This is a genomic window from Mesorhizobium sp. B2-4-18, from assembly GCF_006441385.1.
In the GTDB taxonomy this organism is placed as follows: Bacteria; Pseudomonadota; Alphaproteobacteria; order Rhizobiales; family Rhizobiaceae; genus Mesorhizobium; species Mesorhizobium australicum.
Genome location: NZ_VFUW01000001.1, coordinates 313,722 through 334,260 on the forward strand (window position 1 = coordinate 313,722; position 20,539 = coordinate 334,260).

The window sequence follows — 20,539 nt, forward strand, 5'->3', positions numbered from 1 at the left end:
GGAAAATCAAAAAAGCCGCCAAAGCGGCGGCCTTCTGCGGCTTATCGTGTTTTTCGGCCATGAAGTCAACGAAAACGTCGCGTAGTGGCGCGCGGCAAGCTCCCCGACGCAACGCCGGCTCATGAGCGACCGGGCAAGTTGGGGAAAACCGAAAAAACCGATTCGTGTTGCACTTGGGACTCTTGTCACCGAGTCAGCGCATAGAGTAGTTGTAGTCGAGAAATAACTAGATTTCGTGCGGCGGACCTAATCACCAGATATATGTGGTGTCTGCCCCAGCAGTGGTGCTGGGTCGGGAATGGATTCTGATTGCCGCACGCTTATGAGGAGCGCGGTCATGAACTGGACTGACGAGCGGGTAGAACTCTTGAGAAAACTGTGGTCGGAGGGTCTGAGCGCAAGCCAGATTGCTGCGCAGCTTGGAGGGGTCAGCCGCAATGCCGTCATCGGCAAGGTGCACCGGCTGAAGCTGTCGGGTCGCGGTCGCGCAACAGCGACGCCGGCGCGCCAGAAGAAGGCTACGCAGGGATCGACCGTCCAGAAATCGGTGGCGCGCGCCGCAAGCACGGCACGCCACGTCACGACTTCGATCGGCGCGACGGCTCTTCAGACGCAATTCGAGGCCGAACCGGTGGCGCGGCACTACATCCGTCCGGTCGAGAACGTCGTAGTGCCGATCTCACGGCATCTGCAGCTCGTGGAACTGACCGAGCGCACCTGCAAATGGCCGAACGGCGATCCACTTTCGGAGGACTTCAATTTCTGCGGCAACGAAGCCGCTGAAACCGGTCCCTACTGTAAATACCATGCCCGCGTGGCGTTCCAGCCGGCGGCGGAGCGGCGGCGGAATAGATAAGCAGTGAGTAGTGAGTAGTGAGTAGTGAGGAAACAAGCGCTCCCACCAACCACTACCGACTACTCACTACCGACTACCGACTTCCTCACAGCCAGCCGTTCTTCCTGAAGCGCCAATACAGGAAGCAGCAGATCAGCGCGATGGTGGCCAGCACCATCGGATAGCCATATGCCATCTTCAGCTCCGGCATGTCGGTAAAGTTCATGCCGTAGATGCCGGCGAATGCGGTTGGCACCGCCAGGATGGCCGCCCATGAAGCGAGTTTCTTGGAGATCGCCGTTTCCTGGCTTTGGCCGACCAGAAGACTGGCCTCGAAGGCAAAGGCCAGCACCTCGCGCAGACTGTCGATCTTCTCCTGGACGGTACGGATATGATCCGTAACGTCGCGGAACAGCGGGTGCATGGCCGAATGGATCTGCGGCAGGTCGGCGCTGGTCAGCCGGCGACAGACTTCCACCAGGGGCAATGCCGCGTTGCGCAGGCGCAGGAGGTCGCGGCGCAGCATGTAAAGGCGTTCGATGTCGGGGCCGGTCATTGGCTTCAGCAGGACCTTGTCCTCGATCGCCTCGACCTCGTCCTCGATCTGCTCGAGCACGGGCATGTAATTGTCGACGATGAAGTCGAGAATGGCATAGAGGACGAAATCCTCTCCCTTGGCCAGCGAGTGCGGGCAGCTTTCCCAGTGCTGCCGCACGGCGGCATAGGATGTCGAAGGACCGTGCCTGACGCTGACGATATAGCCTGAGCCGACAAACAGATGTGTCTCGCCGAAGGTGACGCGCCCGTCGATCAGCTGCGCCGTGCGGGCGACGATGAACAGCGCATCGCCATATTGCTCGATCTTTGGCCGCTGGTGCGGATGCTCGGCATCCTCGATCGCCAGTTCATGCAGATGAAACTGCGCCTTGACGCGCAGCAGAAGTTCGCGGTCAGGCTCAAGCAGCCCGATCCAGACGACATGTCCCGACTTCTTGGCCCATTCGCCCGCTTCCTCGATCGGAATATCGGCGATACGGCGCCCGGCGGTATAGACACCGCAGGCGATGATGCCCGATGTCGGCGGCGAGGCCTTGAACTCCCGGACATATTCCATGGCAGCCTCCCGAAAGCGTTGCCTTCCCTGGGGAACCGGCAAGCTTATCTTGGGATAGTCTAGCGCAATATGATCAAGCGTTCGAGAGGACGTGCGTTCACTTCACCGGCAGCGCCTCGGGGAGGCCGATCTTGTCGGTCTTGTCGCCTTTCGGCCGGTCGGCGGGCATCTGGTCGCCGGTGACGATATAGTAGATGGTCTCGGCGATGTTGGTGGCGTGATCGCCGATCCGCTCGATATTCTTGGCGCAGAACAGCAGATGCGTACAGGGCGTGATGTTGCGCGGATCTTCCATCATGTAGGTCAGCAATTCGCGAAACAGCGACGTGTACATGGCATCGATCTGGTCGTCACGGTCGCGCACGAAGCCGATCTTGTCGACTGAGCGCGATGCATAGACGTCGAGGACTTCCTTCAGCTGGGTCAGCGCCAAATTGGCCAGAGCCTCCAGGCCGCGAAACAGGCTGGTCGGCTGCCGGCCGTCGGTAACGGCAACCACCCGCTTGGCGACGTTCTTGCCGAGGTCGCCGACGCGCTCGAGGTCGGCCGAAATGCGGATGGCGCCGACGATCTCGCGCAGGTCAGTCGCCATAGGCTGACGCCTGGCGATAATGATGATCGCCTTGTCGTCGATCTCACGCTGTCCCTCGTCCAGGACGGCGTCGTCTCGGATGACCTTCTGAGCCAGCCCCGGATCGGCATTGACCAGGGCGGCGACCGCCTGCTCGACCATGCGCTCGGCGTGCCCACCCATCGCGGCGATGCGCTTCGAAAGATATTTCAGTTCCTCGTCATAGGCGCTGACAATGTGAACGGACTGCATGGATGAAATGCCTTCCCACGGGATCTTGTCTTTGAGTCGTTTCCTCGAATCCCCGCTGATACGCTAACGGGATGACAGAAAAAAGAAACGGCCCCGTGGAAAACTAGGGCAGTATCAGTGCGCCGGCAAATGGACCGAGAAGGCGGCGCCCTTGCCGACCTCGGACCTGATCGTCAGCCTGGCGTTGTGACGCGTCAGGATGTGCTTGACGATCGACAGGCCAAGCCCCGTGCCCTTCTGGGTCCGGCTGGTCTCGACATCGATACGATAGAAGCGCTCGGTGATGCGCGGTATGTGCTCCTCGGGGATGCCGGGACCAAAATCCCTGATCGTGACGTCGATGCCAGGTTCGGAACCATCATCGCCGCGCGCGATCGACACCACGACACGGCCGCCCGACTGGCCGTATTTGCAGGCATTTTCCAAAAGGTTCTCGAACACCTGGAACAGTTCATCGCGATCGCCCGGCACATTGAGAGGACCGGCTGCGAATTCGCGCTCGATGGCGACACTGGTTTCGCGGGCGAGCGGGCCGAGCGAATCGATGACACTGTCGACGGTCTGGCGCAGATCGACTTCGGTTCCCGGCTTCAGATAGGGCTTCATCTCCAATCGCGACAGCGACAGGAGGTCGTCGATCAGGCGGGCCATGCGGCCGGTCTGGTTCTGCATGATCTGGAGGAACTGCTCGCGCGCCGCCGGATCGTTGCGGGCCGGTCCGCGCAGCGTTTCGATGAAGCCCGCGATCGAAGCCAGCGGGGTGCGCAATTCGTGACTGGCATTGGCGATGAAGTCGGCGCGCATGCGGTCGATACGCCGCGCCTCGCTCTGGTCCTTGAAAACCAGCACATAAAGATCGGTGCCATGCCCGACCGAGGATGCGCTGACCCGGTAGGCCCGTTCGACAGGCAGTTTCTCCGTGTAGTCGACGACATCCGAGGCGACAGTGCCCGACAGCACACTGTCCAGCAGCGCCTGCATTTCCGGCGCCCGGAATTTCAGCGGCAGCGATATGCCGGGCGCGATGCCGCCAAAGGCGGCAAAGGCGGCGGCGTTGGCGTGGACGATGGTGGCGGCGTGGTCGAAGATGATCAGCGGGTCGGCCACGGCGGCCGCCAGATATTCACCGGACAGGCGCTGCAAGCCAATCGCCTCGATCGCCGCGGCGTTCCCCGCGGAATGGCGGGCGCCGGTGACCGGCAATATTGCCGCGGCCGGCAGCAGGAGCAGCGCCGGCACCAGCACGTAGGCGGAAAAGCCCGCGAAGCCAAAGGCGATCAGAACCGCCACGACACCGGCCGCAAGCAGCCAGCGGCTGTGCCACAGCCGAGCGGCCACAGCTTGCCCCGTGCTCTTCTGCTCTGCGCCCAGCTCGGTCATTCGCGCGCCCAGCCTCCACCGGTCAGACGGCGGCGAAAACTTCCGCTGGACCGCAAATTAAAAGTGCTACAGCCTCCTTTGCGCGTCCAAACGGAGGCGCGGCGCTGTAGTGGCTCCCAATAGCATGAGTCCAGACACTTAAAAGGGTTCGTCTGCATGAAAAAAGCCAACGACAATTCGGTCACTCCAACCTCAGGCCCGCTGAAAATCAGGATCGGCGGCAAGGAACGGGAGTTCGATATCGAGAATCCCGAGCTTCCGGACTGGGTCGAGGAGAACAAGCTGACCGCGGGCGGATATCCTTACGACAAGAAGATGAAGAGCGAGGAGTATGACGAGACGCTCGAGAAATTGCAGATAGAGCTCGTCAAGGCGCAGGCATGGCTGCAGGCGACCGGCAAGCGGATGATGGCGCTGTTCGAGGGTCGTGACGCGGCCGGCAAGGGCGGCACGATATTCGTGCTGCGCCAGTATCTTAACCCACGCACGGCGCGCAACGTCGCGCTGACCAAGCCAACCCCGACGGAACTGGGGCAATGGTACTACCAGCGCTACGCCGACCATTTCCCGACAGCGGGCGAATTCGTCACCTTCGACCGCTCCTGGTACAATCGTGCCGGCGTCGAGCCGGTGATGGGTTTTTGCACCCCCGAACAGCACGAGAAGTTTCTCGACGAGACGCCGCATTTCGAGCGCATGATCGTCAATGACGGCATCTATTTCTTCAAATTCTGGCTGAACATCGGCCGGGAGACGCAGCTCGAGCGCTTTCACGATCGCCGCTACAGCCCCCTGAAGAGCTGGAAGTTCTCGCCGATCGACATTGCGGGCATCACCAAGTGGGACGATTACACCAAGGCGCGCGACACCATGTTCGAGCGCACCCACAAGGAGTTCGCGCCATGGATCATCGTGCGGGCCAACGACAAGCGCCGCGCGCGGCTGGCGGTGATGCGCCGCATCCTCCTGTCGCTGCCCTATGAGGGGCGCGATCTCGACGCTATCGGCAAGGAAGACAAGAAGATCATCGGCGAAGGGCCGTCATTCCTGGGCAAGGAAAGTTGATACCTGCTATGCCGCATGACGGTCCACGCGGCATAGCATTCCGGGCGGTGGCTCAGGCAGCCAGCCTGGCGATCCGCTGCAACCGTCGCAACGTGGCGTCGTCCTGCAGCGCCTGCTGGAACAGCGATATCTCCTCATCGATGCGCTCGCAAAGCGCGGCGGTGTTCCCCTTGAGCAGGCCGCGTGTCTGCAGCAAAGCGGCAACCGGCTTTTTGGCGAGCTGCCTGGCTCGGCCAAGCGCCGCTTCCTCGACGCTGCCTTCCGCGACGATCTCGGCAACGAGGCCGAGCGCTCTGGCGTCTTCGGCACCAAGCGTGTCGCCGAGACAGAAGAAGCGGAAAGCACCGGCATAGCCGAGTTTCTGCGGCGCCAGGATGCTGGTTGCCGCGTCCGGCACCAGGCCGAAATCGACGAACGGCACCCGGAAGGTGCTTTTTTCAGATGCGATCACCATGTCGCAATGGAACAGGATGGTGCAGCCGACGCCGACGGCATCGCCGTCGACACAGGCCAGGATCGGCTTTGGAAACGTCGCCAGCATGCGGAACATGTCGGTGACGGCGGCGATCAGCTTCTGGTGCTTGGCGGCATCCAGGAATTCGGAAAAGTCACCACCAAGGCAGAAGCAGCCGGCCAGGCCGCGCAGCACGACAACCCGCACCTCGTCATTCTCGGCGGCTTCATGGAACGTCCTGGCAAGGCTCTCATAGGCCCTCCGGTCGAGCACCGGCCGGCCGTCGTTCGACGACACGGTGACGATCAGTGTGTGGTTGCGCAGTTCGGGTTGCGGGTGCGCGTTCATGACGCCCTCCTTTGACCGAACATGTCGGGATATCCCCTGGCCAGGACGGGTGCATGATGATTGCGGCGCGAACGCACCACGTCCAGCGTGTGCTCGTTGAAGGTGAGCAGCGTCGCCACGACCTGCTGGTTGCCATAGGTGCGCTGATAACCGAGCGGCGTCGCCAGAAAGTGCAGTTGCAATGCGCGCAGCACCCACATCGGCTCGAACTCGATGATCACCTTGTCGACGCCGCGCTTCAGACCCCACTCGACGAAGCCGGCTATCAATTCCGTGCCGACGGTCGAGACGCCGCGCCGGCCATCGCGAAAACCCGGAGCCACCGCGTAGCGGGTCAACTCCCAGATGTTGGGACCCGCCGGCGGCGTTCCTTCGGAGAGATCGGTCAACACCTCGGTCAGCAAATGCGGCCGTGTGGTCGGCAACATCCTCTGATAGCCCGCGACTTCATTGCCCCTGATGACGATCTGATGCACCGCCTCGTCATGATCGAACTGGTCGACTTCAAATCCGTCGGGGCGCCGAAGGTCCTCCCATCCCATCTCCTCGACGAATATCCGGTAGCGCAGCCGATGGACGGCCTCCCAAAGGTCGGGACGTTCCATCAATTCCTTGGTCGTAAGACAAAAAAGCATTCCGTAGTCTCCTGTGGTTCAGGGGAAGATACGGCCGTGCTTCGATGCGAAAATTGCGTGATCACGTAGGCAAGAAGTTCTAGGCCTGCACGGCCGACCTAGCTAATGTAGCCGCGCCTTATCGCCTCGGCGACTGCCTGGACCCGGTTGACGGCACCGAGTTTGCTTTTGGCGTTAAGAAGATGTTTCTCCGAGGTGTGCTCGGAGATGCCGAGGATTTGGGAAATCTCCCATTCGGACTTGCCGACGGCAGCCCATTGCAGGCATTCGCGTTCGCGCGGCGTCAGCTCGATGTGATCGATCGTCGTGGTCGCCATGGTGTGGAGTTGCATGGCGCGGCCGACGGCATAGGTCGAGACCAGGGAGACCAGGCCGAACTCGGCCGCCGACAGTTCCACGGCCTCGCCCCCCAGCGACACCATGACGATTTCGCCGTCGAGCGTGATCAACGGAAAGGCCAGCCCGTCGCGCAACTTGAAGGCGCCGGCGTCGCCCATCACTTCGCCGCTGCTCTTGTCGATGCGGATGCCCTGCGCGGCTTCCCGCCACTGGAACGGCGCTTGCAGCTGTTTCATGTGACTGACGACGGGATCGTGATCGACATAGTTGCGCGTCACGTAGCGCTCGAGCCATTCGACCGGCCAGTCGCAGAGCAGCACATGCTGCTTCTGCTGGCCCGTCGGTGTGCCCGGCTGCGGAACGGTTCCGGCCATCAGCGCGGTCAGACCGAACTCCGACGTTACGCCCAACAGTTTCTCGCAGACCGCGGCCGCCGTTGCGGCGTGCTGCAGTTGATCTATGTATTCCAGCGTTCGATCGAACTGACTCATCGCAACATCAACCCCATGTTGCCTCATGCATTAAGTCCATGGTCCGCGCCTTCCCGGCACTTCGCCACCGACCACGGATTGCAAAGCGCCCGCTTCCGGTTGTGGTTCTCGACCCTGGTATTCCCACCAGGGCAGCCACCGCTGTTTGCAAACCGACCGAACCATATCCTGAAATCGAAGCGTTGAAATCAAAAAGCATTGTGCCTGTATCGTTTTCGTACCAAAACCGGCACGAGCACGGGTGCGGGAGTTTTATCGTGGCGTTCCAATGGAGGTCCCATGTCCTGGCAGCGGCGCTCATCGCCGCATTGTCATGGGTTTCCGGCGCGGGCGCGGCCGAGCCGCAGGTGCCGGTGTTGTGGGATGCCAAGGAGCGGCTTCCGAAGCCCGACCTTGCGGCGCTGCCGCGGCTGCGGTTCCTGACGACCACGGATTTTCCGCCCTTCAATTTCCTCGACGGCGCGGGGAAGCTGTCCGGTTTCCACATCGACTTGGCGCGCGCCATCTGCGCGGAACTCGGCATCGTCGACAAATGCCAGATCCAGGCCTTGCCTTGGGCGGAGCTTCAAGGCGCGCTTGAGAGGGGCGAAGGTGAAGCTGTTATCGCCGGCATTGCCCCGACGTCACAGTCGCGCCAGACATACGCCTTCTCGCGCGCCTACCTGCAGTTCCCGGCGCGCTTCATCACCGCGAGGAACAAGGCGCTGGCGGAACCGCTCTTCGACAAATTGCACGGCAAGCGAGTCGGCGTGATATCGGGCTCGGCCCATGAACGCATGCTGCGCGATTATTTCGGCACGGTCCAGGTCGTCCCCTTCGACAAGCCGGAAGCCCTCTATGGCGACCTCAAGGCCGGCAAGATCGACGCGGCTTTCGGCGATGGCATGCGCTTCGCCTTCTGGCTCGGCGGCTCCGATGCCGCCGGCTGCTGCCGCTTTGCCGGCGGCCCCTACCTGGCGCCCGAATATCTGGGCACCGGCATGGCCATCGCCACGCGAGCGGACAATCCGGCGCTGGCCGCGGCCCTCGACTACGCTTTGCAAGAGATTTCGATGAAAGGCACCTTTGCCGAATTCTACCTGCGCTATTTCCCGGTCAGTTTCTTCTGATCAGGTCCGGTCAGCTTTTCTGATCCGGCCGTAACCTCGTCAGGTCAGAGTTCGCAGCCGCGCCTTGGCCGCACGACCGATGGCCGCCACGGTCAGCGTGTCGAGATCGAGCTGACGACGGATCAACTGCAGCACCCGCACTTCCTCCAGCCGCATCTCCAGATCGACGGCGGCCACTTCGAAGGCCGCGGCATAGGCGGTGTCGCGCAACCGCTCCGGCAGCGCCTCCGAGACCTGGGTCAGGACACCTTCGAGCCCACCCTTCTCATGCAGCATCTTCTGGCAGGCTTGGGCCACGGCAACCAACCGGTCCTGCTTGAAATCCTCGAACACCGGCCACGAGCGAACAACCTCGCCGATCCTGGCCAGTTCGACATCGGTCATGTCCCGGTCGGAGGCCGAAGTGATGACCATCAGATAGATCAGGGCTTCGTGCGGGGTGGGCGACAGCATTCTTTACTCCTTGAACGGGCTTCGAAGGTAGGAAGGGGAGCCTGAGGCCGCAAGGAAAAAGCGCGCCACGCGTTGACGCTCCGGCCATGCGCGCCTAGAGACCGGTTGAAAATGCACTTGCGGCTATTGCCGGGATACAATCTGGAAAACTGTGACATGGCGGGATCAAACATCATCGATCTCAATCCCGAACTGCTGACGGCCGCGGCCGAGAGCAAGGCATGGCCGTTCGAGGAAGCCAAAAAGATCATCGAACGCTACAAGGGCGCCGATTTCCCCGAAACGATCCTGTTCGAGACCGGCTATGGACCGTCGGGCCTGCCGCATATCGGCACGTTCGGCGAAGTGGCGCGCACCTCGATGGTGCGCCATGCGTTCCGCGTGCTGACGCAGGACAAGGTCGCGACCAAGCTGCTGTGCTTTTCCGACGACATGGACGGCATGCGCAAGATACCCGACAGCGTGCCGGACCGCGCTGCGCTCGAGCCATATCTGCACAAGCCGCTGTCATCGGTGCCCAACCCCTTCGGCGGCGACTATGCGAGCTTCGCCGACCATAATAATGCGATGCTCTGCCGCTTCCTCGACACGTTCGGCTTCGATTACGAATTCGCCAGCGCGACGCAGTACTACAAGTCAGGCCGTTTCGACGCGATGCTGTTGCGCGCCGCCGAACGCTACGACCAGATCATGGCGGTCATGCTGCCGACGCTCGGACCCGAGCGGCAGGCGACCTACAGCCCCTTCCTGCCGATCTCGCCAAAGAGTGGGCGCGTGCTTTACGTTCCCATGAAGCATGTCGACGCTAAGGCCGGCACCATCACCTTCGACGATGATGGCACCGAAACCACGCTGCCGATCACCGGCGGCCGCGTGAAGCTGCAGTGGAAGCCGGATTTCGGCATGCGCTGGGCGGCACTCGGCGTCGATTTCGAGATGTTCGGCAAGGACCATCAGACCAATGCAGTGGTCTATGACCGCATCTGCAACATACTGGGCGGGCGGGCGCCGGAGCATTTCGTCTACGAACTGTTCCTCGATGAGAATGGCCAGAAGATCTCCAAGTCGAAAGGCAACGGCCTGACCATCGACGAATGGCTGACCTATGCGCCGACCGAGAGCCTGGGGCTCTACATGTACCAGCGGCCGCGGCAGGCCAAGAAACTCTATTTCGACGTCATCCCGCGGGCCGTGGACGAATATTACACCTTCCTCGCCGCCTATACCCGCCAAGAGTGGAAGGAGCGGCTGGGCAACCCGGTCTGGCATATGCATGACGGCAATCCGCCCGCCATCGACATGCCAGTGCCGTTCTCGTTGCTGCTCAACCTTGTCAGCGCCTCCAATGCGCAGAACAAGGACGTTCTGTGGGGCTTCATCTCGCGTCACGTCGCGGGTGTGACTCCGGCGACCCATCCCGAGCTCGACCGGCTGACGGGCTACGCGATCCGCTACTTCGACGATTTCGTGAAGCCGACGAAAACCTTTCGCCCGGCCGACGAGGTCGAGCGGGAAGCGCTGGTGGCTCTCGAAAAGGCACTTGGCGACTTGCCGGCGGGCGCCAGCGGCGAAGCGATCCAGAACGCTTCGCTCAACGTGGCGCGCAAGATCGAACGCTATCAGGATCATTCCAAGCAAAGTCCGGAAGGTGGCCCGGGTGTTTCAGGCGCCTTCTTCCAGATGATCTACCAGGTGCTGATCGGCCAGGAGCGTGGCCCACGCTTCGGGTCGTTCGCCGCCCTCTACGGCGTCGCCGAGACCCGCTCGCTCATTCAGAAGGCGCTGGCTGGTCAGCTGGCTTGAGGACGCCGCCCTCCTCTTGCAGGATCGAGTCCTCCTCCAGGATCGAGCCCGGCGCCTGAGGCGCTGGGGTGGGTGCGGCCGGCATCGCCGAGATGCCGGCAAGGTTCGGCGCCGACCCGAAAATGCCTTTCTTCGCGCCTTGTGCCTTGTCACCGGCCTCGACATAGGGTCCGCCCTTGGCGGCACGCGCCCAGCCGTTTTCGACCAGCCATTGACCGACGTCCTGCTTGCCGATCCGGCATTCCGCCGCAATCCGGTCGCGTCCGCCTTCCGGCGGCACCGTGCAAACCACGGCGCGGCCGCGCAGAAAGGCGCGGAATGCCGTGCGCGCGCGGATGCCGCACGGCCAGGGTTTCCCGTCGGTGGTGCAGGTCTCGTCCTGCCTGACGACATCGATGCCGGAAATCGCGACCGAATACCCCTTCGCCTCGATCAGGCCGGCGGCCGGAGCGACCGGCTGGAACAGCTTCGTGCCGTTCCAGTCGTCGGGCATTTTAGGCTTGGGCGGCACGGCGAGCGCCAGCTTGCTCAACGGCGCACGCGGCTCGACCCGCTCGAGTTCGCCGGTGGGCAGTTCCGGCGGCGCGACCACGTCCGGGTCGATCGCCCGCGAATGCACCGCCGGATTTGGTGGCTGCGCCGGTGCACGAATCGCTGAGGTGGACGGTTCCTCGGGCGTCGCATCCCTATCTGCCTCAGCGGTAGTGTCGGCGCCGGGATCGATCTGATCCACCGCAACAGTGCTTTCGCTGCCTTTCAGCGTGCGTCCGCCGGCAACGACCAGCGCCGCCATCGCCGGGATCATCAGAACCGCTAGGACAAGATGAGGAAGTCGCACCCGTTGCACCTATTGGCTTGCCCAGACGATCCGCGCCACCCACTCGACCTCGAGCATGGGGATATCGCGGTCCGGATGCTCCGGATTGAGCGAGACCAGCGCGATCGACTTGACTGTCTGGCGCTCGAGCACCTTGGCCATCACCTCGCCCGAAGTGGTCTTGACGACGACGCGGTCGCCCTTACGGGTGGCCGCACCCGGCTCGACGATGAGGACGTCGCCATTGCGGTAGAGCGGCAGCATAGAATCGCCCTGCACCTGCAGCGCATAGGAACTTTCGGTCGATTGCGCCGGCAATTCGACGAGATCCCAGCCCTGCCCCGCCGGAAAGCCGGCATCGTCGAAGAAGCCGCCGGCGCCGGCCTGGGCGAAGCCGAGCAACGGCACCGCGCGCCGGCTGGCGGGCGATGCGCCACGGCCTTCGATCAGCCCGGTGAATTCGTCCAGCGAAGCGCCCGTCGCCTCGATGATCTTGGCCAGCGATTCGGTCGAGGGCCAGCGCGGCCGACCGTCCGAGGACAAGCGTTTGGATTTGTTGAAGGCGGTTGAATCAAGTCCCGCGCGCCTTGCCAGACCCGAAGCCGAAAGCGAATAGCGCTCGGCAAGAGCATCGATGGCAGCCCAGACTCGGTCGTGCGAGAGCATGACGTGCTCTCCTTCGAAACAGGAAAAAATGCCTCTTCCTGTCTAACGCGCAACGGCTGCGTTGTCCACCAGCGGGCCGGCGGATCACGAACAAAGCTGTGTGCCGCAACGACGGCACAGTGTCATGGCCGAAGCCGCTATCCGGCCAATGCCGCCATCGCCCTCGGCAGGCCTTTCTGGAGCTCGTCGACGTTCATCACCGGGATGAGCTCGACAGTGGCATTGAAGGCGAAGAAGAACCGCTCGGCGACATAGGGCATGTCCGAACTGTCCTTTACCTCCAGGAAAAGGTAGGCCGTCCGCCAACCACCGTCCGCGGTAAAATAGGCAGCCTCCGGCTTGAGATCGGACAGGGTTTGCTCGATGATCTTGCCCATGCTGCCGTCCTTGATCGCCTTATTGCCTTCCTCGGCCGGGATGGAAACTCTCAGCATCATACGCATGATGATTACTCCTCCGCCAACATCATGTTAGCGATACCTAATATATCATCCGCGCCTGGTTTGGGAAAGTCGATCGAATCCTGCTTGCCAACGGGTTGATCAGCCGGACGATTTGGCCAGGCCGCGCAGTCCCTGGTGCGATGTCATGAAAATGCGTTCTGCCTCGGTCGGTGGCCGCGGTTCACCGCACGGCCAAGTGCGGCGACAACCGCGTCAATGTCGAGGAAGCGGCGCGCCTTGCGGTCATAGTCGGTCGGCAGGCAGCGAAAAGCCGGCCGGCCCTCACCGCCCATCATGTAAGGGCCACGGCTTCGCGCCGTGGCCAGCATGCGCGCCCAGACATACATGACGCTCTGTCAGGCCGCCTGCTTCACATCGCCCTTCGCATAGGGATCGAAGCGTTCGTAAAAGGTCTCACCTTTCTCGGCCATGTCGAGGAGCAGCTTGGGCGCCTTGAACTCGGCGCCATACTTCTTCTGCAGCGCCTTGGCGATCTTGACGAATTGTTTGGCGCCGATGCCGTCGATGTAGGACAGCGCGCCGCCGGTGTAGGGCGCAAAGCCGAAGGCCAGGATCGAGCCGACATCGGCCTCGCGTGGATCGGTGACGATGCCCTCTTCCATCACGCGCGCCGCTTCGAGCGCGATGGTGACCAGCAGGCGCTGCTGCAGCTCCTCATAGTCGACCTTCTCGGCCGCGAGCTGCGGATAAAGGTCCTTGAGGCCGGGCCACAGCTTCTTCTTGGCCGGCTTGGCCGGATAGTCGTAAAAACCCTTGCCGTTCTTGCGGCCGAAACGGCCGTGATCGTCGACCATGGTGTTGATCAGCGCCATCTGCCTGGGGTCGACGGCCTTTTCGCCGAGATCCCTGATGGTCTGCTTCATGATCTTTTGGGCAAGGTCGATGGCCGTCTCATCGGTCAGCGCCAAGGGACCGACCGGCATGCCGGCGGCCTTGGCCGCATTCTCGATCATCGGCGCGGGCACGCCTTCGATCAGCATCTTGTAGGCTTCCGACATGTAACGCAGCACGCAGCGGTTGACGTAGAAGCCGCGCGTGTCGTTGACGACGATCGGCGTCTTCTTGATGGCCCGCACGAAGTCGATCGCGGTGGCCAAGGCCTTGTCGCCGGTTTTCTTGCCAAGGATGATCTCGACCAGCATCATCTTGTCGACCGGCGAGAAGAAGTGGATGCCGATGAAATTCTTCGGCCGCGCCGAATTCCTGGCGAGGCCGGTGATCGGAATGGTCGAGGTGTTCGAGGCGAAGATCGCCGACGATTTCAACACGGCTTCCGCCTGTTCGGTGGCGGCCTTCTTGACGGCGGAATCCTCGAACACGGCTTCAACGACGAGATCGCAGCCGGCGAGGTCGGCATAGTCTGCCGTCGGCGTGATCAGAGACAAGAGCTTGTCCTTGTCCTCGGGCTTGGCACGGCCCTTCTTGACCTGATCCGAGATCAGGCCGTCGGAATGCGCCTTGCCCTTTGCGGCCGCCTCCATGTCCCGGTCGAGCAGCACCACCGGAATGCCGGCCTTGGCCGTGACATAGGCGATGCCCGCGCCCATGAAACCGGCGCCGAGAATGCCGATCTTCTTGAACTTGGTGTCCGGCACGCCGGCCGGGCGGCGTGCGCCCTTGTTCAATTCCTGCAGCGACACGAACAGCGAGCGGATCATCGCTGCCGCTTCCTTGGTCTGCATGATCTCGGTGAAATAGCGCTGCTCGATCCTGAGCGCCGTGTCGAAGGGCACCAGGAGGCCCTCATAGACGCATTTCAGGATCGCCGCGGCGGCCGGGTAATTGCCATGGGTCTCGCGGCGCAGGATGGCGATGGCCGGCGGCCACAGATTGGCACCGGCCGCCGAATAGACCGGCCCGCCGGGCAGCTTGAAACCCTTCTCGTCCCACGGCGCCACCGGCTTGAGGCCGTTCCTGATCATTGCCTTGCCGGTCTCGACCAGCTTGGCCGGTTCGGCGATCTCATGGATCAGGCCCATCGCCTTCGCCTTCTGCGGCGACAGGGTCTGGCCGGAGGTCAGCATTTGCAGCGCCTGCTGCTGGTCGGTCAGCCGCGGCACACGCTGGGTGCCGCCGGCACCGGGGAAGATGCCGATCTTCACCTCGGGGAGTGCCATCCTGACCTTGTCGGAATCGGCCACGACGCGGCCATGGCAAGCGAGCGACATTTCGAAGGCGCCGCCCATGCAGGTGCCGTTGATCGCCGAGACCCATGGCTTGCCGCAAGTTTCCAGCTTGCGGAACAGGCCGGTCATGATGCCGGCATTGTCGAACAGCGCCTTGGTCGCCTTTTCGACATCCTTGACCTTGTCGGTGGCGAAGGTGGTCAGCATCCTCTGCAACAGGGTGATGTCGGCACCGCCGGAGAAGGTGTCCTTGCCAGAGGTGATCACCGCGCCCTTGATGGCGGCGTCACCGGCCACCTTGTCCACGATATCGTTCAGCTCGCGCATCACCTCTTCGGTGAAGACGTTCATCGAGCGGTCCGGGCTGTTCCAGGTGACCAAGGCGATGCCATCGGCGTCGATGTCGAGGGTGAAATTGGTGTAGCTCATCGTTCTCTCCCCGTCAGACGCGTTCGATGATGGTTGCAGTGCCCATGCCGGCGCCGATACAGAGCGTCACCAGCGCGGTGTTGAGGTCGCGCCGCTCGAGTTCGTCCAATACGGTGCCGAAGATCATCGCGCCGGTGGCGCCGAGCGGGTGACCCATGGCGATGGCGCCGCCATTCACGTTGATCTTGTCGTGCGGAATTTCGAAAGCCTGCATGTAGCGCAGCACCACCGAGGCGAAGGCCTCGTTGAGCTCGAATAGGTCGATGTCCGACAGCTTCATCTTGGCGCGCTTCAACAGCTTCTCGGTGACGTCGACCGGGCCGGTCAGCATCAGCACCGGTTCGGAGCCGATGTTCGCGAAGGTGCGGATGCGCGCGCGCGGCTTCAGGCCCATCGCCTTGCCGGCCTTCTTCGAGCCGAGCAGCACGGCCGCCGCGCCATCGACGATGCCGGACGAGTTGCCGGCGTGGTGGACGTGGTTGACCTCCTCGACCTCCGGATGCTTCTGCACCGCCACCGCGTCGAAGCCGCCCATTTCACCGGGCATGACGAAGGACGGGTTGAGCGAGGCGAGCGACTGCATGTCGGTCGACGGCCGCATATGCTCGTCATGGTCGAGAATGGTGAGACCATTCTGGTCCTTGATCGGGATGACCGAGTTCTTGAAGCGGCCATCGGCCCACGACTTCGCGGCGCGCTTCTGGCTCTCGACCGCGTAAGCGTCGACGTCGTCGCGCGAGAAGCCGTATTTGGTGGCGATCAGGTCGGCCGAAATGCCTTGCGGCACGAACCAGCCGGGCAGGCCGACCGAAGGATCCATGAACCAGGCGCCACCCGACATGCCCATGCCGACGCGCGACATGGATTCGACGCCGCCGGCGATGACGATTTCATCGGCGCCTTGCGCGATCTTGGCGGCACCGAAATTGATGGCGTCCAAGCCGGAGGCGCAGAAGCGCGAGATCTGCATGCCGGGTGCCTTGGTGTCGTAGCCGGCCTCGAAGGCGGCGGCGCGTGGAATGACGGAACCCGCCTCCCCGACCGGGTCGACGCAGCCGAAGATGATGTCGTCGACGTTTGCGGTGTCCAGCCCGCTGCGGTCGCGCAGGGCCTCGAGCGTCCTGGCGGCGAGCCGTACCGCCGGCACTTCGTGCAGCGATCCGTCCTTCTTGCCCTTGCCGCGCGGCGTGCGCACGGCGTCATAGACATAAGCTTCGGTCATTTTTCATGCTCCCTGGGGTTCGCTGAAAAGCTGCTCAGAGCGAGCGTCCGATCAGCAATTTCATGATCTCGTTGGTGCCGCCATAGATGCGCTGGACGCGAGCGTCGCGGAACATGCGGGCGATCGGATATTCATTCATGTAGCCATAGCCGCCATGCAATTGAAGGCATTCGTCGACGACTTTGCCCTGGAGGTCGGAGAGCCAGTACTTGGCCATCGAAGCGGTCACCGGATCGAGGCCGCCATTGATGTGGCGGGTGACGCAGTCATTGTAGAAGACGCGGCCGATGGTGGCCTCGGTCTTCAGCTCCGCCAGTTTGAATTGTGTGTTCTGGAAATCGATGATCGCCTTGCCGAAGGCCTTGCGCCCCTTGACGTAGTCGATGGTCAGCGCCAGCGCCCGTTCGATCATGGCGATCGCCCCGGTGCCGATCTGCAGCCGCTCCTGAGGCAATTGCTGCATCAGCTGGACGAAGCCCTGTCCCTCTTCATGGCCGAGCAGATTGGAGGTCGGTACACGCACGTCGTTGAAGAACAGCTCCGACGTGTCGTTGGCCTTCAGCCCGATCTTGTCGAGGTTGCGGCCGCGTTCGAACCCCTCGACCTCGTCGGTCTCGATGACCATCAGCGAGGTGCCCTTGGCGCCCTTCTCCGGATCGGTCTTGGTGACGACGATGATGAAGTTCGCCAGCTGGCCGTTGGTGATGAAGGTTTTGGAGCCGTTGATCTTGTACTGGTTGCCGTCCTTCTCGGCACGGGTCTTGACACCCTGCAGGTCGGAACCGGCGCCGGGCTCGGTCATGGCAATGGCGCCGATCAGTTCGCCGGTGGCGAGCCTGGGCAACCATTTCTTCTTCTGCTCTTCCGAACCGTAATGGAGGATGTAGGGGGCGACGATCGAATTGTGCAGGCCGATGCCGAAACCGTCGACGCCGACATGGCCGATCGCCTCGATGATGGCGCTCTCATGCGCGAAGGTGCCGCCGGAGCCGCCATATGCCTCCGGCATGGACGCGCAGAGCAGGCCGGCGGAACCAGCCTTCAACCAGCTTTCGCGGTCGACCATCTCGTTCTTCTCGAACTCGTCGTAGCGCGGTGCGATCTCCTCCGACATGAAGCGGCTAGCCATGTCGTAGAGCATGCCGACCTCGTCGGCCGCCCAGGCTGGTTTCGGCAAAGAGAGCACTTCGGCGGGATTTGTCGCCACGATTTCCTCCGCGTATCGACAGACAGAAAGGCTAGCGAGACGGAGTTTAGAACGCTTCCGCCGGCAGGGCCATCAGCGTATCGGCACCACTCGAAATACGGGCGAGGTGCGCCGAGGTCTCCGGCATGATCCGCTCCATGAAGAAGCGCGCGGTCACGACCTTGTTGTCGTAGAAAGACTGGGAGCCGTTGGCATCAGTCTTGCCCTGTGCCGCCTTGGCCATCTGCGCCCACATGTAGCCCAGCGCGACGAGGCCGAAGAGATGCATGTAGTCGGTCGAGGCAGCACCGGCATTATCGGGCTTGGCCATGCCGTTCTGCAGCAGCCACATGGTCGCCGCCTGCAAATCGTTGAGGCCCTTCTTCAAACCCTTGGTGAACGGCGCCATCTTTTCGTCCGCGCGGTTTTCCTCGCAGAACTCGCCGACCTCCTTGAAGAAGGCCTGGATGGCTCGGCCGCCGTTCAAGCCGAGCTTGCGGCCGACGAGGTCGAGCGCCTGAATGCCGTTGGCACCTTCATAGATCATGGCGATGCGGGCATCGCGCACGAACTGGCTCATGCCATGTTCTTCGATGTAGCCGTGACCGCCGAACACCTGCTGCGCCATGACGGCGTGATCAAAACCCTTGTCGGTCAGCACGCCCTTGACTACCGGCGTCATCAGGCCGGTGTAATCGTCGGCCGCCTGGCGATCCTTGTCGTCGACGGAGCGGTGCGCGATATCGGACTTGATCGCGGTCCACAGCGCCAGCGCGCGGCCGGCCTCGTTGAAAGCCTTCATGGTCATCAACGAGCGGCGGATGTCGGGATGGACGATGATCGGGTCCGCCTTCTTGTCCGGCGCCTTCGGACCCGACAGCGAGCGACCCTGCAACCGGTCCTTGGCATAGGCGGCGGCATTCTGGTAGGCGATCTCCGACAGCGACAGGCCCTGCAGGCCGACGCCGAGGCGGGCCTCGTTCATCATCGTGAACATCGCCTTGAGGCCGCCATTGGCCTCGCCCAGCAGCGTGCCTTCGGCCTCGTCATAATTCATGACGCAGGTCGAGTTGCCGTGGATGCCCATCTTCTCCTCGATCGAGCCGCAGGAGACGGTGTTTCTCGTCCCCGGATTGCCCGAGGCGTCGAGCTTCAGCTTGGGCACGATGAACAGCGAAATGCCCTTGACGCCCTCCGGCGCGCCTTCGATGCGGGCCAGCACCAGATGGACGATGTTGTCCGACATGTCGTGCTCGCCGGCCGAGATGAAGATTTTCTGGCCTGAAATCTTGTAGGTGCCATCGCCGTTCGGCACCGCCTTGGTGCGCAGCAGGCCAAGATCGGTGCCGCAATGCGGCTCGGTCAGGTTCATGGTGCCGGTCCAGCTGCCCTCGACCATCCTGGGCAGCCAGGTCGCCTTCTGCTCGTCGGTGCCGTGGGTGATGATGGCGGCGATCGCGCCCTGGGTCAGGCCCGGATACATCATCAGCGACATGTTGGCCGACACCATGTATTCAGCCACCGCCGTGTGCACGGCATAGGGCAGGCCCTGGCCGCCGAACTCGACGGGCGCCGCCAGGCCCATCCAGCCGCCTTCGCGATACTGGTCGAAGGCTTCCTTGAAGCCCCTGGGCGTGGTCACCGAGCCGTCGTCATGGCGCACGCAGCCCTCCATGTCGCCGACACGGTTGAGCGGATGCATGACGTTCTCGGCGAGCTTGGCCCCTTCGGCGAGAATTGCCTCCAGCACGTCAGGCGTTGCGTCGGCGAATCCCGGAAGGTTCGAATAGCGCTGATAGCCGAGCACCTCGTTGAGCACGAACAGCGTGTCCTGGACCGGGGCCCTGTAGATCGGCATGCTTTTCCTCCACCATGCGGATTGACCCCGAAATCAAGCCGTGCGCGACAAGCGGGCCAATGTCGAAGCCGCAATAGCAAATATTGACGTTTGCGTAAACGTCAATATTTGCGCTGCGGCAAGATTTCCGCCACCACGGGCGCAATCGGCCAAGCGTCACGGCAATGCGCAAGCCAGCGCGAAGCACGCAGGCCAGACAGCGAAAAAGCCGCGCGGCATGGCCACGCGGCTTTGTGGTGAAGGGTCCGACAGTATCGGAGGGCGGCTTAGCTCGCGACGCTCGCTTGCGGCGCCGAACGCTCGGCCAGCATCTGACGCACCGCCGACATCGAGCCGCCGAGCTCATTGATGGCGTCGTCGATCAGCGCCCGCTGCTTCTGCAGGCGAGCGAGCTGCTTTTCCGACTTGTCCAGCGCCAGCCGCAACTGCTTGGTGTTGGAACCGGTCGGATCGTAGAGGTCCATCATCTGCTTGACGTCGCGCAACGAGAACCCAACCTTGCGGCCGAGCAGGATCAGCTTCAGCCTCGCCCTGTCGCGGCGCGTATAGAGACGGGTCGAACCGTCGCGCTGGGGGTTGAGCAGGCCCTTGTCTTCATAGAAACGCAGCGTGCGCAGCGTCACGCCGTACTTCTTGGCCATCTCGCCGATGCGGGAGAGATCCTCGCCGGCTTCAACGGTTGCATTATTGGTATTGGCCGCGGTCTCGCCGGCCGAGATAAGCTTCATGGTCACTGGCTTCCCCGTCTGGTGGCGTCGCGGTCCCGGACCATGCGTCGCCTGACTGGAAGCGGGGGCGTGCTTCCGGCCGTGGTTTCGACAAACAAATCGCAAACAGCGCAGTTGATACGCCATTTACGTTTACGTCAATTCTATACCGGTAGCCGCCTCATGACGCAAGGGCGTTCTGAGAACGGTGCTTT

The 20,539-nt window shown here is 62.6% G+C and carries 20 protein-coding genes; 4 read left to right on the forward strand and 16 right to left on the reverse strand.

The window, feature by feature from the left end; genetic code table 11:
• The first annotated feature begins 337 nt into the window (after positions 1–337).
• Positions 338–856 (forward strand): GcrA family cell cycle regulator, encoded by a 519-nt coding sequence (locus FJ527_RS01435; RefSeq protein WP_140821329.1) that lies wholly within the window; start codon positions 338–340, stop codon positions 854–856.
• An 85-nt stretch (positions 857–941) separates the two neighbouring features.
• Here FJ527_RS01435 and FJ527_RS01440 read toward each other — a convergent pair whose 3' ends face one another.
• The 3 genes from FJ527_RS01440 to FJ527_RS01450 form a co-directional block, all read right to left on the reverse strand.
• Positions 942–1,949, reverse strand: coding sequence for a magnesium and cobalt transport protein CorA (locus FJ527_RS01440; RefSeq protein ID WP_015319294.1), 1,008 nt, complete (start codon positions 1,947–1,949; stop codon positions 942–944).
• A 97-nt stretch (positions 1,950–2,046) separates the two neighbouring features.
• Positions 2,047–2,772 (reverse strand): phosphate signaling complex protein PhoU, encoded by a 726-nt coding sequence (gene phoU / locus FJ527_RS01445; RefSeq protein ID WP_015319295.1) that lies wholly within the window; start codon positions 2,770–2,772, stop codon positions 2,047–2,049.
• Positions 2,773–2,886: 114 nt separating this feature from the next.
• Positions 2,887–4,152: an ATP-binding protein gene (locus FJ527_RS01450; protein WP_140821331.1), complete on the reverse strand. Its 1,266-nt coding sequence runs from the start codon at positions 4,150–4,152 to the stop codon at positions 2,887–2,889.
• A gap of 156 nt (positions 4,153–4,308) precedes the next feature.
• On the opposite strand from FJ527_RS01450, the gene ppk2 reads away from it, so the two are divergent.
• Positions 4,309–5,217, forward strand: a complete 909-nt coding sequence (gene ppk2 / locus FJ527_RS01455) for a polyphosphate kinase 2 (RefSeq protein ID WP_140821333.1) — start codon at positions 4,309–4,311, stop codon at positions 5,215–5,217.
• Positions 5,218–5,269: 52 nt separating this feature from the next.
• Here the strand turns inward: ppk2 and FJ527_RS01460 are convergent, their stop codons facing one another.
• The 3 genes from FJ527_RS01460 to FJ527_RS01470 form a co-directional block, all read right to left on the reverse strand.
• Entirely contained in the window at positions 5,270–6,019 is a 750-nt protein-coding gene (locus tag FJ527_RS01460; protein ID WP_140821335.1) for an enoyl-CoA hydratase-related protein, read from the reverse strand.
• On the reverse strand, positions 6,016–6,654 hold the full coding sequence (locus FJ527_RS01465) for an acyl-homoserine-lactone synthase (RefSeq protein ID WP_015319299.1): 639 nt from the start codon (positions 6,652–6,654) through the stop codon (positions 6,016–6,018). Before FJ527_RS01465 ends, FJ527_RS01460 begins: the two co-directional genes overlap by 4 nt.
• Before the next feature lie 98 nt (positions 6,655–6,752).
• Complete coding sequence (locus FJ527_RS01470) at positions 6,753–7,484, reverse strand: LuxR family transcriptional regulator (RefSeq protein WP_041163567.1); 732 nt, start codon at positions 7,482–7,484, stop codon at positions 6,753–6,755.
• Positions 7,485–7,741: 257 nt separating this feature from the next.
• On the opposite strand from FJ527_RS01470, the gene FJ527_RS01475 reads away from it, so the two are divergent.
• Positions 7,742–8,593, forward strand: coding sequence for a transporter substrate-binding domain-containing protein (locus FJ527_RS01475; RefSeq protein ID WP_015319301.1), 852 nt, complete (start codon positions 7,742–7,744; stop codon positions 8,591–8,593).
• Positions 8,594–8,632: 39 nt separating this feature from the next.
• Here FJ527_RS01475 and FJ527_RS01480 read toward each other — a convergent pair whose 3' ends face one another.
• The gene (locus FJ527_RS01480) at positions 8,633–9,046 is read right to left on the reverse strand and encodes a tellurite resistance TerB family protein (RefSeq protein WP_015319302.1); all 414 of its coding nucleotides are present in this window, start codon (positions 9,044–9,046) and stop codon (positions 8,633–8,635) included.
• Between the two features lie 156 nt (positions 9,047–9,202).
• Between FJ527_RS01480 and FJ527_RS01485 the strand changes: the two genes are divergently transcribed.
• Entirely contained in the window at positions 9,203–10,849 is a 1,647-nt protein-coding gene (locus FJ527_RS01485; protein WP_140821337.1) for a lysine--tRNA ligase, read from the forward strand.
• Here FJ527_RS01485 and FJ527_RS01490 read toward each other — a convergent pair.
• The 9 genes from FJ527_RS01490 to FJ527_RS01530 all read right to left on the reverse strand — a co-directional run bounded on the left by FJ527_RS01490 (position 10,815) and on the right by FJ527_RS01530 (position 20,345).
• Positions 10,815–11,687, reverse strand: a complete 873-nt coding sequence (locus FJ527_RS01490) for a thermonuclease family protein (protein ID WP_348642576.1) — start codon at positions 11,685–11,687, stop codon at positions 10,815–10,817. The genes FJ527_RS01485 and FJ527_RS01490 overlap by 35 nt on opposite strands.
• Positions 11,688–11,696: 9 nt before the next feature.
• Positions 11,697–12,332 carry a helix-turn-helix transcriptional regulator gene (locus tag FJ527_RS01495; protein WP_015319305.1) on the reverse strand — a complete coding sequence of 212 codons (636 nt, stop codon included), beginning with the start codon at positions 12,330–12,332 and terminating at the stop codon, positions 11,697–11,699.
• Between the two features lie 137 nt (positions 12,333–12,469).
• Positions 12,470–12,775, reverse strand: coding sequence for a hypothetical protein (locus FJ527_RS01500; protein WP_015319306.1), 306 nt, complete (start codon positions 12,773–12,775; stop codon positions 12,470–12,472).
• 143 nt (positions 12,776–12,918) lie between these two features.
• Positions 12,919–13,122, reverse strand: a complete 204-nt coding sequence (locus FJ527_RS01505) for a hypothetical protein (protein ID WP_224593633.1) — start codon at positions 13,120–13,122, stop codon at positions 12,919–12,921.
• Between the two features lie 9 nt (positions 13,123–13,131).
• The gene (locus FJ527_RS01510) at positions 13,132–15,351 is read right to left on the reverse strand and encodes a 3-hydroxyacyl-CoA dehydrogenase NAD-binding domain-containing protein (RefSeq protein ID WP_140821338.1); all 2,220 of its coding nucleotides are present in this window, start codon (positions 15,349–15,351) and stop codon (positions 13,132–13,134) included.
• A 13-nt stretch (positions 15,352–15,364) separates the two neighbouring features.
• Positions 15,365–16,573, reverse strand: a complete 1,209-nt coding sequence (locus FJ527_RS01515; protein ID WP_140821340.1) for an acetyl-CoA C-acetyltransferase — start codon at positions 16,571–16,573, stop codon at positions 15,365–15,367.
• Between the two features lie 34 nt (positions 16,574–16,607).
• Positions 16,608–17,780, reverse strand: coding sequence for an acyl-CoA dehydrogenase family protein (locus FJ527_RS01520; RefSeq protein WP_140821342.1), 1,173 nt, complete (start codon positions 17,778–17,780; stop codon positions 16,608–16,610).
• A gap of 46 nt (positions 17,781–17,826) precedes the next feature.
• Positions 17,827–19,617, reverse strand: coding sequence for an acyl-CoA dehydrogenase (locus FJ527_RS01525; RefSeq protein ID WP_140821344.1), 1,791 nt, complete (start codon positions 19,615–19,617; stop codon positions 17,827–17,829).
• Positions 19,618–19,883: 266 nt separating this feature from the next.
• The gene (locus tag FJ527_RS01530; RefSeq protein WP_140821727.1) at positions 19,884–20,345 is read right to left on the reverse strand and encodes a MerR family DNA-binding transcriptional regulator; all 462 of its coding nucleotides are present in this window, start codon (positions 20,343–20,345) and stop codon (positions 19,884–19,886) included.
• Positions 20,346–20,539: the final 194 nt, after the last annotated feature.